Below are 14,405 nucleotides of genomic sequence, written 5' to 3'. Positions count from 1 at the left end.
GGAATTTTATGAAATATTATAGAAATTTTTTATTAAAATTAGCTGCTTTTATAGTCGGTGTTTCCGTATTATACGTGCTATTTTTTATAGCTTTGGGTAAAATTGGCTCCTTAGATTCTCGTTCAGTAAAAAATTTCCTTCTTACTCATACCATAAATGAAAATCGTATTATAGTAGAAAGCGGGTCAAATTCATTTCATGGAATCAACGCCAAAATGATAGAAGATCATTTTGGCAAACTTACTTTAAATTTAGGAGATTACGCCGGATATCCGCTCAAAATCAGACTTTATAGAACATATAAATTTGCACATAAAGGAGATGTTGTGATATATCCTTTGGAGTACAGGTACTATATGAACGATGTTGCTCCCACTGTATTTTATAAACATCTTTTATCTGAAATTTACTTCTATTTTGATAATTTACCATTTAATGAAAAACTCAAAGTGATGCTTCAAACTCCAGCTTCTTACGTGTTTATAACCGGAGTTAAAAAAGCAGCGTCAAATTTAAAAAAACTTTTTAGAGATAAACTTCCAAAAGAGTTTGATTTAAAAGCTACTTTAAAAGAGCATAGAGGGGATTACTTATATAAAGGTCAGCTTCCCCAAAAAGATGATATGAAAGTTCCTTGCGATGAGTATATATTTACAAAAGAGATTACTGGTGGTAGGGCAGCTATAAGTGAAGCATTTAAAGAAAACATAAAACTAATGAAAAAGATAGAAAAAGAAAAAGGCGTAAAGTTTATATTTACTTATCCTACTGTTATAGGTGAGAGTTGTTATGATTTTAGCGGTGAAAAGGGAGTTGAGTTCAAAAAGTTTTTAATAGAGCTGAAAAACTACATAACTTCAAACGGCTTCGAGTTTATAGGTGATTTTAACGATAGTTATCTGCCAGATAGAAAATATATGTTAGATACATGGTTTCATGCAAATCCTGATGGCAGAGACATCAGAACCAAAAAGCTGATTGAAAATTTAGATAAATCAAATTTTAAAAATGATTTATACGCTGATAGTTTGTCAAATAGTTCTATTTCAAATTAAAATTAAATTAAATTATATTAATATTTTCTAAATTTAAGCTATACGTTTGTATAATACTAGCTTATTAAATTTCAAAGGTAGATTATGTTGCTTACAAATCCCGTGGTGCTTAGCGTTTTGCTTATGTGCGTTTTGTGCTTACTGCGCTTTAACGTTTTTTTAGCCATACTTATCTCGGCTTTAGCTGCTGGAATGCTAGCCGGAAAAGGTTTGGTAGAGACTACGAATTTACTCATAACAGGAATGCAAGGCAACTTAGAAACCGCACTTAGCTACATACTTCTTGGAGCGCTTGCGGCGGCTATCAGTATGACGAATTTAACTCCTATTTTGATACATTACGTTAGTAAATTTATAAGTAAAAAGGTTTTTTGGTTTTCTTTGAGCATAGCTTTTATAGCATGTTTTTCTCAAAATCTCATACCTGTTCATATAGCTTTTATACCTATTTTGATACCACCGTTACTTGCTTTGATGAATAAGCTTAAGATAGACAGACGAGCTGTGGCGTGCGCACTTACTTTTGGATTAAAAGCTCCTTATGTAAGCATTTCAGTCGGTTTTGGTCTTTTGTTCCATACCATTCTTAAAAAAGAGTTAAATAGTAACGGTATGAACGTAGAGATAGGCGATATAAGTAGCGTTATGTGGATAGGCGGCGTAGCTATGCTCATCGGTTTAGTTTTGGCGCTGTTTTATTATAGAAAACCTAGAGATTATACGCAAAGCGCTTTAGAAAGTAAAGAGATAAAAGTATCGGATAAAAAAGATCTTTGTATGGGGCAAAAAGAGTGTGTCGTGCTTGGCGGCGCCGTGATAGCTTTTGGTGTCCAAATTTGGAGTAGCTCTCTTCCTTTAGGAGCTCTTTTGGGGCTTATAGTTATGATAATCTTTGGTGGTATCGAGTATAAAAAGATGGATAAAGTTATGGAGCAAGGTCTTGCTATGATGGCTTTTATCGCTTTTATCATGCTTGTAGCTGCGGGATTTGGTTCTGTTATCAGAGAAACCGGCGGTATAAATGAGCTTATAAATTTTGCAAGTTCTATAAGCGGCGGTAAGCTTGGCGGAGCTATCATTATGCTAGTTATCGGACTACTTGTAACTATGGGTATCGGAACTAGTTTTGGAACTATTCCTATCATAGCCGCGATTTACGTGCCACTTTGCGTGAGCCTTGGATTTAGCGTTTCTGCGACTATACTTTTAGTCGGTATCGCCGCGGCCGTGGGAGACGCCGGAAGTCCTGCTAGTGATAGTACTTTAGGACCGACTTCAGGATTAAATAGCGACGGTAAGCATAGCCACATCTACGATACTTGCGTACCGACTTTTATATTTTTCAATATCACGCTAATCGTATTTGGCGTGATATTTTCGCTATTTATCTAAATTTAGAATCATTTTAGATAATGAATAAACTTATAAGCTAGTATTTACTTAGCTTTTTGCATACTGCTTTGGTCTTTGATACTGGTATTTGATAAATTTGCCCGGACTAGCTTAGATTATCAGTATCTTTTTTACTCAAGCATACTCACTTTGTCGGCATTTTTTGTGGTTTTGATGTTTGGCGAAGAGGTATTAGGGTTTATCTTATCTCGCTTATGCTAGCCATAGTCTCTGGAGTTTTGGCTAGTGTAAAACAAAGATGAATATAAATTTATGCTTTATGCAAAGTAAGTTAAAACGATTATCAACGCTGGTGCAGTGTGCGTTACTATACTAAATAACTTCATATATCTAAAAAGAGTAAAGTTTAATTTACTCTTAATATTATCTCTTATTTTAGCAAATACTCAACTTGAGTTACAACTCTGATATTTTTCTTCTCCTCTAATCCTACGGCCGCATTTTCGATACTAAAAAGCCCTTGAGTCGCCTTTTTTATTTTGCCGACTTCGCTTCCTGAGAGAGTCGCAAATTGCTCGGCTGCTAGTTTAGCGTTTTTTGTCGCTTCGGCTATCATTTGCGGTTTGATATCATTTAGTTTTGTAAATTCAAATGCAATTCTGTTTTCATAGTCTTGACTGATGGCGATATTGTCACTAGCTAGCTCCAAAGATTCTCTTTGTGCTTGTTTTATTTCAGATATTTTATTTGTGCGTATCAGTAAGGTGGCTTTGGCTATGTATGTGTAGCGAATTTTTTGAGAATCCATATAAGGATTTATAGAATTATCAATAATAGAAGGCGCCTGAATAGTGTAATCACTAGCATTTAAACCTCGTTTATTTAGAAAATTTTCGGCTATTTTCGTTTTTTCTAACACTTTCTTTTGAAGCTCTACTAGGTCATTATCTCCGACCGAAAAACTCATTTGCCATACTGCTAAGTCCGCAAGCACTTCTTTTTCTGCCAATCCCCTGACGCTTACGCTGCGTTCGCTTTTTACGATAGTGCTAAAACCTATAGCCAAAATCACTGCAGCTATGACTATCGAAGCAGGTAAAAATATAAGATTATGTTTATCGATTTGCATATTTCGCCTTTAAATTTGATGCGATAATTATATCAAAATTCTATAATTCCTAGCTTAGCTGACTCCGACTAAGTAGGCGCATTTTTGGCAATAATTTTCAACAATTTTACCTTGCTTAAATCCGTTTTTGATATTTTTTACTCTCTGTGATCTTAAAATTTGAGCTAAACTTTCGCTTTTTATATTACCTAAATTTATAGCTCCTGAGTAATCTATGCAGCAAGGTACAACCACCCCATCGCTCAAAATTCCAAGTTGATCTTTTAACGCATAACAAGTTTTAGTGCTGTTTATTAAATTATCATTTCTCCATTCAAAAGAGGTTTTAAAATTTAATAATACCTTTCTTGCAAGCCGAATTTTTACGTTTTTTTCATAAATTTTTTGAGCAAAATTTAGCTTTATATGTTTTAGATGCTCGCTTAAATTTATATTAAAATGTTTTTCAAATTTATCTAAAACTTGAATCATTTTTTCATTATCACTTAATAAAAAATCGCTTTGAATACGTAAATTTATAAAAGTATCGCTCCTATTTGCTAAACTAAAATCACAAAATTCAAGTAAATTAGCGATATAATCATCTTCAAAATGGTTATTTTCATCCAAAAACGCACTCAAAGAAAATGAAATTTGATGGAAAGGAGGTTTTAAAAGCATATCAAAATCATGATCGCAAATCATTTTCCCAGTCGTAACTAGATCGATTTTTAGGTTGAATTTGGATACTAAATTTATATATTCTTTTAAATTGCTTACTTCTAAAGGATCCCCTAAAATATGCAAACAAATTCTCTTAGTTAAAGGTGATACTTGATACAAAACTTTTTCAAACAGCTCAAGACTCATTGTTTTACGCCTTGTTTTCATAAGAGGAGATGGACAAAAACTGCATTTACAAGAGCAGATATCGCTGATTTCAATATATACTTTTTTAAACATAAACTTAGTAAACTTACTTTATAAAATACGTTTGTGCTATATTTTTATTATCGAATGGTGATACGTCGAGCGTTTTGTCGCCTATTTTTGCTCTATATATTTTGTCTTTTTCGCTTTTGCAATAAGTGATGGCAAGACGTGCGCCAAACTCTAAATCCTCTTTTGATGCGTTTTTGCTGATGAATGAATGAGCGCCGATGATATCATCAAATTTTATACTTTCCATCTTTTTTAAATTCAAAGCTTCTAAATAAGCATTGTCTTTTTCATCTCGACCGATTATCATTTTTGCTCCTCCAAGCAGTCGTAAATGGCGGCCGTAGCGCAGACTTTGAAGATCGTCTTCACTCATATTTTTATCAAATTTAATGAAGTCTCTAATGCGATTAGAAAATCCTTCCATCGTGTACAGACATCCTCCCCCCCGGAGTTTCAAAATCACTAAAGCCGAATTTGTGTGCAAGTTCTAGTTGTCTGCTTCTGCCGCGTCCGTTAAAATCAAGTAAAAGCTCTCTATCTACTAAACTCTCGCGCTCAGGACGAGTAGGTTTTAAAAGTTTCGCGCAAAGCGGTCGCAAAATTATATCATTGTCATCTAAGGCTAGATTTTTTACATGCACCATAGCGTCGTTTCTTTGGCTCATCGGTCGCTGACCGACTACTTCACCGCTGATAACAAAGCTCGCGCCGTAATCCTCTAGCATAGATATAGCTGTTCTAAACATAAAACCATGACAATCAATACAAGGATTAAACTGTTTTCCATATCCGAATTTAGGATTAAAAAGAACCTCTTGCAGATATTTGCTTCTTGCATTTATCACTTCAAAAGTAGCTCCAGCCATTTTAGCTCTACGACTCATAAGCTCTGCTTTATCCGGGTTTCCTCCAAAACCGATATCGATATTTAAAGCATGCACTTCAATACCTTGTGAGCTTATAAGTTTGATAGCAAGCATACTATCAAGCCCTCCGCTAAATAGTGCCAGACATTTTTTATTCATTGAATTCCTTTTAATTGCTTTTTTATATTTTGTAATTGTGCTATTTTTTCAAATTTAGATTTGTCGTTTGAGCTAGCAAGCAAAACGATAGTTTTATCACAAAAGTTGATTTTTAGTATATTTAGTGCTTTTTTTAGTCTATCTAAACTATCGTAAATTTCAAAATTATCATTTAAGCTTAGCTCTCTTATGTGTGGATTATTTGGATTTTGAGAGATAGTTACTGCTTTATAAATTTCATTGTGAGTTACGAACATATCGCTTCCGCAATCTGATTTCACTACCTCTAAATAATCTTTATTTAAAAGCATATTTTTTAAAATTTCAAGCTCTAAAAGATCTTTTTTTGCACTTTTGGTCTCTTTTGCCATCTGCTTTTTGGGTGAATATCTAAAACCATTGCCACAAAGACTAAAGCTATTTGGAGCTAAACTCAGAAGTGAAGATACCAGCGGCACGTATGAGTTTGCCACTATTTCTTTTAGTCCTTTTGTGAATTCCTGTACGTTTTCAAGAGTTTTAGCAACTTCAAGAGGAGTTTTTGGATTTGAGGATTTTATGAGATGTCTTATGTAAAACTCTCCAAGTTCAACCCCACCTTCTAAACTATTTCTTAACTCATTTGCTCTACCGCTAGCTACAAGCTCAGCCGGATCTTTCCCCCCGCTTATAAGAACTACTCTTCCGTCGCACTCGCTGCTAGCTAACAATTTTGCACTTTTAAATGCAGCATTTACGCCGGCTTCATCGTTATCAAAACTTAAAATAACTTTTATATCAGAACGCTTCAAAAGAGGAATATGTTTTTCGGTAAGTGCAGTTCCAAGCACGGCTACAGCGTTGCTAATTCCTGCTAGATGCAGCATTATGCAGTCCATATATCCTTCGCAAATGATGATTTCGCCTTTTTTAAATATCTGATTTTTGGCTTTATCATATCCGTAAAGCAGTTTTGATTTATCAAATATAGCAGATTGAGGCGAATTTACATATTTTGCCGGATTATTTGATATTGTGCGACCGCCAAATCCGACAAGTTTTCCAAGATGATTATAAATAGGAAAAGTTATGCGGTTTATAAAGCTGGCATAAAGCCCCGTTTCGTTTTGCTTGACTGCTCCTACGTACAGCGCTTCTTTTGGTTCTATCTCTTCATTTTCTAGTAAATTTATAGTTGCTTGAGACGCTCCAGCCCAGCCAAGTTCCCACTTTTCTATCATAGCATCGTTTATACCGCGACTATATAAATAGTTTATAGCTTCACGGTTTTTATAAAGCATACTTTTATAATATAAATTTAAATTTTCTAATATTTTTTTATCATAGTGATGTTCGTTTTTGTTATCTGTGTAATTAAGCGTGAAGTTGTACATATTTGCTAGTTTTTCTATAGCTTCAGGATAGCTTAGTTTTTCATAATCCATTATAAATTTAATACTATCTCCGCCGGCTTTGCATGAAAAACAGTGAAAAATACCTTTGCTAGGACTTACTCTCATAGACGGATTTTTATCATTATGAAACGGGCATACGCATACAAAGTCGCTTCCGGAACGTTTAAGAGGCAGATAACTTCCTACAACGTCTGCTATATCAACGATATTTTTTAAATTTTCAATGCTACTAGCTTCTATCATAAGCGAGATTATACCTTGAATTTGCTATAATGGTCATTAAATTTAATATATAGGTTTGTATTTGGACTTCTTTTTTGTAGAGTATAGAGATCCGATTTTTGGGCTTATTGTATTTTTTGGAGCGCTTCTTTTAATAGCCGTGCTTAGCTATGTTTGGGGTATTTTTTCTATCAAAGATGAAAAACACAGCATAGAGAAATTTGTTAAAAAATTTGAAAATAGTAGCGGACTTAGTGAAAAGCACAAAAAGATGCTTCTTGAACTTGATGTTGATACAAACTCGCTTAGCGTTTTAGCCCTTACATTCGCAAAAAGCGGAGATTTTGATAAGGCTATAAGCGTGTATTTGGTTGCTATCGATAAATCACCCGGTAAAAAGCAGCGTGAGTTTTTATTAGTAGCGTTAGGAAAAATATATCTAAAAGCTGGATTTTTAAAAAAAGCCAGTGAAGTGTTTTTAGAATCTCTCAAACTAAGTCCTAGAAATAGTGAAGCTTTAAGATATCTTGGCGTAACATATGAAAAACTTAGAATGTATGAAAATAGTCTTGAAACTTTAGACGCTTTAAATGAACAAGGCGCGGATACAAAAGCAGAAGTTGCCTATATAAAAGCTCTTATCATAACTAGCAAAACTAGTAAATTTAGTGAAAAAGTGGCTCAAATTCTAAGTCTTAGTGAAGATTTTCCACTTTTAAAAAGAATGGTTTTAGAGCAGTTTATAAAGCATAATGAGCCTTTAGACGGTCTAAGTATGCTGCGTCTTGATGAGTGTATAGACATAGTTTTTAGACTTGATAATCTTTTAAATTTAGAAAATACGGAGTTTAAAGAGCTTTTAGGCGCTAAGGGTCTATCTGATGATAAGCCAAAAGATTTTAATTTAGCTCTTTTAAAGGCCGCAAACGATAATTTTCTTGGAGCAACTCTTAGTTTTAGTTATTTTTGTACCGAGTGCAAAACAAGTTATCCGTTATTTTTCTACCGCTGTCCAAACTGCGCGAGATTAGGAAGTGTAAAAATTTTAACCCACGTTATAAAGGATACTAGTGAAGAAGATATGCCTTTTTAGCGATGGAAGTTGTTTAAATAATCCAGGAGCCGGCGGCTGGGCTTATATACTTGAGTATGAAGGGTATAAAAAATCCTCTAGCGGCGGAGCTGCTTATACTACAAATAACAAAATGGAGATACAAGCCGTGATAGAAGGTTTAAAAGCATTAAAAGAGCCGTGCGAAGTAAGCCTTTATACAGATAGTAGTTACGTAGCAAACGCTATAAATATATGGCTTGATAGTTGGATTAAGAAAAAATTTAAAAATGTAAAAAACGTAGAACTATGGCAGGAGTTGCTAGAACTTCTAAATATTCACAAAGTTAGTGCAAACTGGGTAAAAGCACATAACGGTCATCCGCAAAATGAAGAGTGCGATAAATTGGCAAGAAATCAAGCGATAAAGGCACAAAATGGATAAATTAAATAGATTAGAAGAGCATTTAGGTTATAAATTTAAAAATAAAACGTTGCTAAAAGAGGCGCTAACTCATAAGAGCATAAAAAGTAGCGTAAATAATGAGCGGCTCGAGTTTTTAGGAGATGCTGTTTTGGATCTTATAGTAGGAGAGTATCTATTTTTTAAATTTAAAGATACGGATGAGGGAAATCTCTCAAAGCTAAGAGCGGCTTTGGTAAATGAAAAGAGTTTTGCAAGTATAAGTTCGCAGATAAGATTAGGAGATTTTTTGTATCTGTCTGCTGCCGAGGATAATAATAACGGAAGAAATAAGCCAAGCTTAGTTAGCGATGCTTTAGAAGCACTTATGGGAGCTATATATTTAGAAAGCGGTTTAGAAGCGGTCAAAAAAATTTTTATAAATCTTTTAGAATCTCAGTATAATAATATAGACTTACAAAGCCTTGGGAAAGACTATAAAACGACTTTACAAGAGATTACTCAAGCGAGGTTCGGCGTTACGCCTAGGTACGAGCTTGTAAGTTCAAGCGGACCGGATCATAAAAAAAGTTTTGAAATGGCTGTTTTTTTAAACGACAAGGAGCTTGCTCGCGCTATTGGAAATAGCAAAAAAGAGGCTGAACAGAGTGCTGCGTGGAAAGTTTTGCAAGGAATGAATATATGAATACGTTTGGAAGCAAGCTTAGACTAACTACATTTGGGGAGAGTCACGGAAAAGCTATCGGAGGAGTTTTGGATGGATTTCCTGCCGGAGTAGCTATAGATGAAGAGTTTTTGCAAAGCGAGATGGATAAAAGAAAACCGGGCGGAAAGTACGCTACAAGTAGAAAAGAAGCCGATGAAGTAGAGATATTGAGCGGTATTTTTGAAGGATTTAGTACAGGAACACCTATAGGATTTATAATAAAAAACTCAAATCAGCACTCAAAAGATTATGATAGTATAAAAGATCTTTTCAGACCAGGACACGCGGATTTTACGTATTTTTCTAAATTTGGAGTGCGAGATCATAGAGGCGGAGGCAGAAGTAGCGCTAGAGAAACTGCCGTTCGAGTAGCCGCAGGAGCTTTTGGAGCTATGATGTTAAAAGAGTTTGATATAGATATTAAAAGTGGAGTTTTTAGTATAGGAAAACTCAAATCAAATAAAATTGATTTTGAATTTGCCAGTAAAAGTGAGATTTTTATGCTTGATAGCGATATAGAAGAGGACGCAAAAAATCTTATACTAGATGTAAAAAATAGCAACGATAGCGTAGGAGCTGCTACTCTTACTATTATAAATGGCGTTCCTGCTGGGCTAGGAGAGGTGCTTTATGATAAGCTTGATGCTAGACTCGCGGCTGCTATGATGGGTATAAATGGAGTAAAAGGAGTAGAGATAGGTTTAGGAAGCCAAGCTAGTTTTATTTTAGGAAGTCAAAATAATGATTTTATGGATAAAAACGGATTTATGAGCAATAACGCAGGCGGAATCTTAGGCGGAATCTCAAACGGTGAGCCTATAATGATAAAAACTTATTTTAAGCCGACTCCAAGTATATTTAAAGATCAGCCTACCATAAATTTAAACGGCGATGAGGTGACTTGCGCTTTAAGAGGTCGTCATGATCCTTGTATAGGCATAAGAGGCAGCGTAGTTGCTAATGCTATGGCAAGACTAGTTATATCTGATATGCTTCTTTTAAATGCTAGCTCAAAGCTTTCAAATTTAAAAAAAATCTACTCTTAAAATTTATCTCAAATAAGCTAAAATCCGTTTAGGAGTTTAGCTTCTCGCTTATAAAATTTGCTATAGCCTCGCTAGAGCTTCTTAAATTATAAACCTCATTGTCTCTATAGCTTTTTATTTTGGTTTTAAACTCATCTAAATTTAAATTTTTTATAGCTTTTATTATATCGTTAGAGTTTTTTGCTACTATGTGCAAGTCGCTATTTGCAAGTGAATAATCTACTTTATTTATACGATGTTTTCCAAAGTTTTTACCAAATACATGTTCAGGGTAATACAAAATACATGGTCTAAGATTTGTAAGTGGTAGCGTAAAAGCAAGGCTTGAGTAGTCGCTTACGCAGCAGCAAATTTCACTTATAAGCTCATCGTCTATCTTAGCATGAGATGTTTTTCTCGTGTTTGTATCAAATTTAAAAAGTTCATTTGTACTAAACTCTTTTAAAATATTTTGATTGCAGTCTAATTCCTCTTGTCCTGGTTTTGGTCTAAATATAACTTTATAGCCGTTTTTTAGTAGATCTCTTAAAGCAGGCACGATACTATCTACGCTTTTTGTGCTATATAAAGCTATAAGAATCGATTTTTGCGCTTTGAGATCTTTGTGATTTTTTAAATTTAAATCCAAACTCGGGTAACCAAGCGGTACAAGTTTATTTTTATCTATACCCATATCTAAAAACAGTTTATAATTTGTACGACTAGGAACTATGAAGTAGTCTATGGCCATATTTTGATACTCTTTTATCTCTTCTTCTATGTGAATATCTTTTCTTGCGTAGTAGCTTAAAAGTGCAAGCGGAGTCGTATATCCATGCGGAATCATAATTTTTATAGATTTTGGATGTACCATAAGTTTTTTATTAAATTTCTCAAAATTACCCGTTGCCGCTACTACTTTGAAATCCAAAAATTTAAGATATTCAAAAGGGATAAGCAGTATTTTGTCATCACTGCTTTGAGATGATTTTCGTATTTGGTAATTGAAATAATCTGTAAATATCTCTACAAAGCAAGTTTTGCTATTTTGCAGATATTTTATGATATCGCCAAGATGCTTTCCGTCGCTCATACCAGAATGAAGCAGAGCCGCAGTTTTATGATGTTCTATTTTTAGATAGCTTAGGATTTCGCTCATTATCCATTTAAATCCATCCACCGGTATCAAATTTAAACTTTTAACTTTTTTGATCAGCTGTTTTTTTAAAATTAGATTTTTTGGATGAGTCGTGTCACAAGCTATTAATACCAACCCCCCCCCTATGGTATTTATTTTGTCTAAGTTTTCTTCTATTTTAAGTCCTGCTTTGAAGTCATCTAAGAATTCGTACGTATGACCTAAAATTTCTAAATTATGGGCGAGCATAAGCGAATGCCCGCCGTTTGGATATATGAAATAATGCATTAATACTCGTAGCTCTCTTCTTCATCTTCATCATCGTAAGAGTAGTCGTTTTCATCATAATTATAACTATCTTTTTTATCGTCGTTAAATTCATCTTCAAAGTTCTTATCAAGATCTTGCTCTTCCATATCATCATCTAATTCTTCATCTAATTCTTCAAAATCTTCACGCATTTTTATCCCCTTTCAAATTTAAGTTTTCAAATTCAATTTTTGGCATTTGCTCTATGTATATGCTATTTGACGGAAATGCAAAACTAGCATCATCGTATTTTTCTACTATATCCATAATCTTTAACATAACATCTTGTTTTGTAGCTAAAAATTCTCCCCATACCACCGTTTTACTGAAGCAGTAAATCAGTATATTTATAGAGCTATCTGCAAATTCGTCAAGCACTACAAAAAGGTTGCTTTTATATCCGGCTAAATCATCTACCGAGATCATATTTTGGCGATATTTCATTCTAAAATCTTTAGAGTTTAGCGCGCTATCTACTCCGCTTTTAGCAATCCCCGGATGGTTTAGCAGCATTGTTCTTATATCGTTTATGCAAGCTTCTATACTCTTTTTTGAACAAGAATAGCTAAGACCTACAGTCATTTTAATCTGTCTGCCGACTTTTCTTCTATTCCAGTTTTTTACGTTTTCGCTCATTATTTTTGAGTTTGGCACAAATACTAAAGCATTATCAAATGTTCTAACAGTAGTTTTTCTAAGTCCTATCTCTACTACAGTTCCCTCGACTCCTGCGCAAACTATCCAATCTCCTTGAGAAAATGAGTTGTCAAACAAAAGCATAATGGAAGCAAAAAAGTTTGCTATTATATCTTTTGTAGCAAGAGCTACTGCAAGTCCTCCTATGCCAAGAGACGCTATAAGGGTACTTATATCAAATCCAAGCCTACTTAAAATCAGTAAAATCGTGATTATAACTACTATAAAATATAAGATCTTTATAATAAGATTTACTACCTCTTTTCTACCACTTTTTTGAGCAATTTTGCTTAAAATAACCATTCCGTATCCATCTAATATACCAAGAACTAGCCATGATATAAGAACTATATAGATTATAGTAAAATAGTTTGCAAAATTTATAGGAACTGGACTCGGGTAGTAAAATATACTAAGGCATATATCTACAGAATACGCTATTAAAAAGACGGAAATCGGTTTTTTGATAACTAGTATAAACTGCTCTTGTAGCTCTTTGTGGGCTATTTTCTTTTCTTTTGATAAAAATGCCGTAAATATGCTAAATACAATCTTTGAAAGCATTCTTCGTATAGATATGAAAAATACAAAAATAACTAAAATAAGAAAAAATTTACCGAAATTAAACGTGTCTTGATCAAACGGAACAAGTTTATTTATGTAGTTTATCACATCTTTTAATTTTAAACTCGAAAACAAAAAGTTGCCTGCTAATAAGTCTGAATGGCTTTTTAAATAGTCCAAAATCTCTTGATAGCTATGTCTTTTGATCTCTAAATTTATAAAATTATCGTTAAATTCAGCTTTTAATTCGTCGCTAAGCGAGTCTTTTAGAGCTTTTATATCTTGATATCCCGATACTTGAACATTTGTTATGGTATTTTCTAGTATAGAGTTTATATCATCTTGTTTTGCATATTTTAGAAACGCGTTTGCCAAGTTAGATATCGCGCTATAAAATATCTCGTCTAAATTCGCGTTTTCAGCATTTAGTTTTGCTCTTATAAATTTATCAGAAACTTGATTATCCGATAAAAGTTCAGCCTTTTTTTGTAAATTTAGTCTTTCTCGTTTGATTTTATTTAAATTTGCACTATCATAACTTGTTATAAAAAGAGGAATTTGCTCAAGAAGTGCAGCTTTTTTTGATTTTAACGAGTCAAGATCATGTCCTAAACTAGCATTTTTATCTTTGCTCTGCTCGTCTATGATTAAAATTTGATGATTTATCGTGAATATTTCATCTGTTATACTAGTTAACGACTCGTTTGCCTGTAAGCCAATACTAAAAATCAGTAAAAATTTGATTAAAAATTTTATCATAGTCTATGCTCTTTTCAAGTAATTTAAATGTTTTTGTAGGTTCATCATAATTATAAACTTCTCCTGTTTCTATGATGTAGTGCCAACCGTAAATTTTGATCTCTGCGTTTTCTATTTTTTCCTTAGCTCCAGGAAAAGTTAATAGATTTTGAGTGGAGTTTATGATATTTAACCTCTCTGTTATCCATGCTCTTTTAGCAGGACTTAGAGTTTTGTATTTTAAAACCTCTTCTTTTATATCCGATATCAACATCAGCCATCTTTTTACGATAGGAACTTTGCTTAATTGCTCATCGCTATCGTACAAAGCCGCACAGCCTCCGCAGTTGCTATGTCCGCATACGATTATATTTTTTATATGTAAAACATTTATAGCGTATTCTATTGCTGCGGTAGTTGCTAAGAACTCTTCACTTACTCTGTAGTGCGGTACGATATTTCCTATATTTCTTACTACAAAAAGTTCGCCCGGAAGCGTATTTGTTATCAAATTCGGAACAACTCTTGAGTCAGAACATCCGATAAACAGAGTGTGAGGTGTTTGTTTTGTGCCTAATTTTTCAAATAACTCTTTATGCTCTAAGAAATCTTCTTCCATAAATTTAACTGCACCATTTATAACATCATGCACGAA

Annotated in this window: 13 protein-coding genes and 1 pseudogene; 6 read left to right on the top strand and 8 right to left on the bottom strand. The window is 33.8% G+C overall.

Translation table 11 applies throughout. The annotated features are described in order from the left end of the window. Window positions 1-8: 8 nt before the first annotated feature. Both RVY88_RS02245 and RVY88_RS02240 read left to right on the top strand, forming a co-directional pair. Complete coding sequence (locus RVY88_RS02245; RefSeq protein WP_162167199.1) at window positions 9-1,055, top strand: cell surface protein; 1,047 nt, start codon at window positions 9-11, stop codon at window positions 1,053-1,055. 84 nt (window positions 1,056-1,139) lie between these two features. Beyond that, window positions 1,140-2,447 (top strand): Na+/H+ antiporter family protein, encoded by a 1,308-nt coding sequence (locus tag RVY88_RS02240; RefSeq protein ID WP_162167200.1) that lies wholly within the window; start codon window positions 1,140-1,142, stop codon window positions 2,445-2,447. A 391-nt stretch (window positions 2,448-2,838) separates the two neighbouring features. On the opposite strand, the gene RVY88_RS02235 is transcribed toward RVY88_RS02240, so the two are convergent. The 4 genes and pseudogenes from RVY88_RS02235 to dnaG form a co-directional block, all read right to left on the bottom strand. Further along, a complete protein-coding gene (locus tag RVY88_RS02235) occupies window positions 2,839-3,537 on the bottom strand; it encodes an SIMPL domain-containing protein (protein ID WP_162167201.1) in 699 nt (232 codons plus the stop codon). 54 nt (window positions 3,538-3,591) lie between these two features. Next, window positions 3,592-4,479 carry a radical SAM/SPASM domain-containing protein gene (locus tag RVY88_RS02230; RefSeq protein ID WP_162167202.1) on the bottom strand — a complete coding sequence of 296 codons (888 nt, stop codon included), beginning with the start codon at window positions 4,477-4,479 and terminating at the stop codon, window positions 3,592-3,594. Between the two features lie 13 nt (window positions 4,480-4,492). Beyond that, window positions 4,493-5,483, bottom strand: a pseudogene (locus RVY88_RS02225) (argininosuccinate synthase domain-containing protein). Next, window positions 5,480-7,120 carry a DNA primase gene (gene dnaG / locus RVY88_RS02220; RefSeq protein WP_162167203.1) on the bottom strand — a complete coding sequence of 547 codons (1,641 nt, stop codon included), beginning with the start codon at window positions 7,118-7,120 and terminating at the stop codon, window positions 5,480-5,482. Before dnaG ends, RVY88_RS02225 begins: the two are co-directional and overlap by 4 nt. A gap of 61 nt (window positions 7,121-7,181) precedes the next feature. On the opposite strand from dnaG, the gene RVY88_RS02215 reads away from it, so the two are divergent. The 4 genes from RVY88_RS02215 to aroC are packed head-to-tail and all read left to right on the top strand — an operon-like array spanning window position 7,182 to window position 10,326. Beyond that, a complete protein-coding gene (locus tag RVY88_RS02215) occupies window positions 7,182-8,192 on the top strand; it encodes a tetratricopeptide repeat protein (RefSeq protein WP_002850864.1) in 1,011 nt (336 codons plus the stop codon). Next, window positions 8,170-8,595, top strand: a complete 426-nt coding sequence (gene rnhA, locus RVY88_RS02210) for a ribonuclease HI (protein ID WP_002850862.1) — start codon at window positions 8,170-8,172, stop codon at window positions 8,593-8,595. The genes RVY88_RS02215 and rnhA overlap by 23 nt, the downstream gene beginning before the upstream one ends. Then, window positions 8,588-9,259, top strand: a complete 672-nt coding sequence (rnc, locus tag RVY88_RS02205; RefSeq protein WP_162167204.1) for a ribonuclease III — start codon at window positions 8,588-8,590, stop codon at window positions 9,257-9,259. Before rnhA ends, rnc begins: the two co-directional genes overlap by 8 nt. Further along, window positions 9,256-10,326, top strand: a complete 1,071-nt coding sequence (aroC, locus tag RVY88_RS02200; RefSeq protein WP_002850860.1) for a chorismate synthase — start codon at window positions 9,256-9,258, stop codon at window positions 10,324-10,326. Before rnc ends, aroC begins: the two co-directional genes overlap by 4 nt. Before the next feature lie 28 nt (window positions 10,327-10,354). On the opposite strand, the gene RVY88_RS02195 is transcribed toward aroC, so the two are convergent. The 4 genes from RVY88_RS02195 to RVY88_RS02180 are packed head-to-tail and all read right to left on the bottom strand — an operon-like array spanning window position 10,355 to window position 14,402. Continuing rightward, complete coding sequence (locus tag RVY88_RS02195; protein ID WP_317051252.1) at window positions 10,355-11,731, bottom strand: hypothetical protein; 1,377 nt, start codon at window positions 11,729-11,731, stop codon at window positions 10,355-10,357. Further along, a complete protein-coding gene (locus tag RVY88_RS02190) occupies window positions 11,731-11,904 on the bottom strand; it encodes a hypothetical protein (protein WP_002850853.1) in 174 nt (57 codons plus the stop codon). The genes RVY88_RS02195 and RVY88_RS02190 overlap by 1 nt, the downstream gene beginning before the upstream one ends. Further along, window positions 11,897-13,771, bottom strand: a complete 1,875-nt coding sequence (locus RVY88_RS02185; protein ID WP_162167206.1) for a mechanosensitive ion channel family protein — start codon at window positions 13,769-13,771, stop codon at window positions 11,897-11,899. Before RVY88_RS02185 ends, RVY88_RS02190 begins: the two co-directional genes overlap by 8 nt. Then, window positions 13,734-14,402, bottom strand: a complete 669-nt coding sequence (locus RVY88_RS02180; protein ID WP_002850835.1) for a carbonic anhydrase — start codon at window positions 14,400-14,402, stop codon at window positions 13,734-13,736. Before RVY88_RS02180 ends, RVY88_RS02185 begins: the two co-directional genes overlap by 38 nt. Between the last annotated feature and the right edge of the window lie 3 nt (window positions 14,403-14,405).

This window comes from Campylobacter sp. TJR-1, from assembly GCF_032840035.1.
Taxonomy (GTDB): Bacteria; Campylobacterota; Campylobacteria; order Campylobacterales; family Campylobacteraceae; genus Campylobacter; species Campylobacter fetus.
Note: the sequence above shows the minus strand (reverse complement) of the source record. Positions and strands in the feature narration are given on the sequence as shown.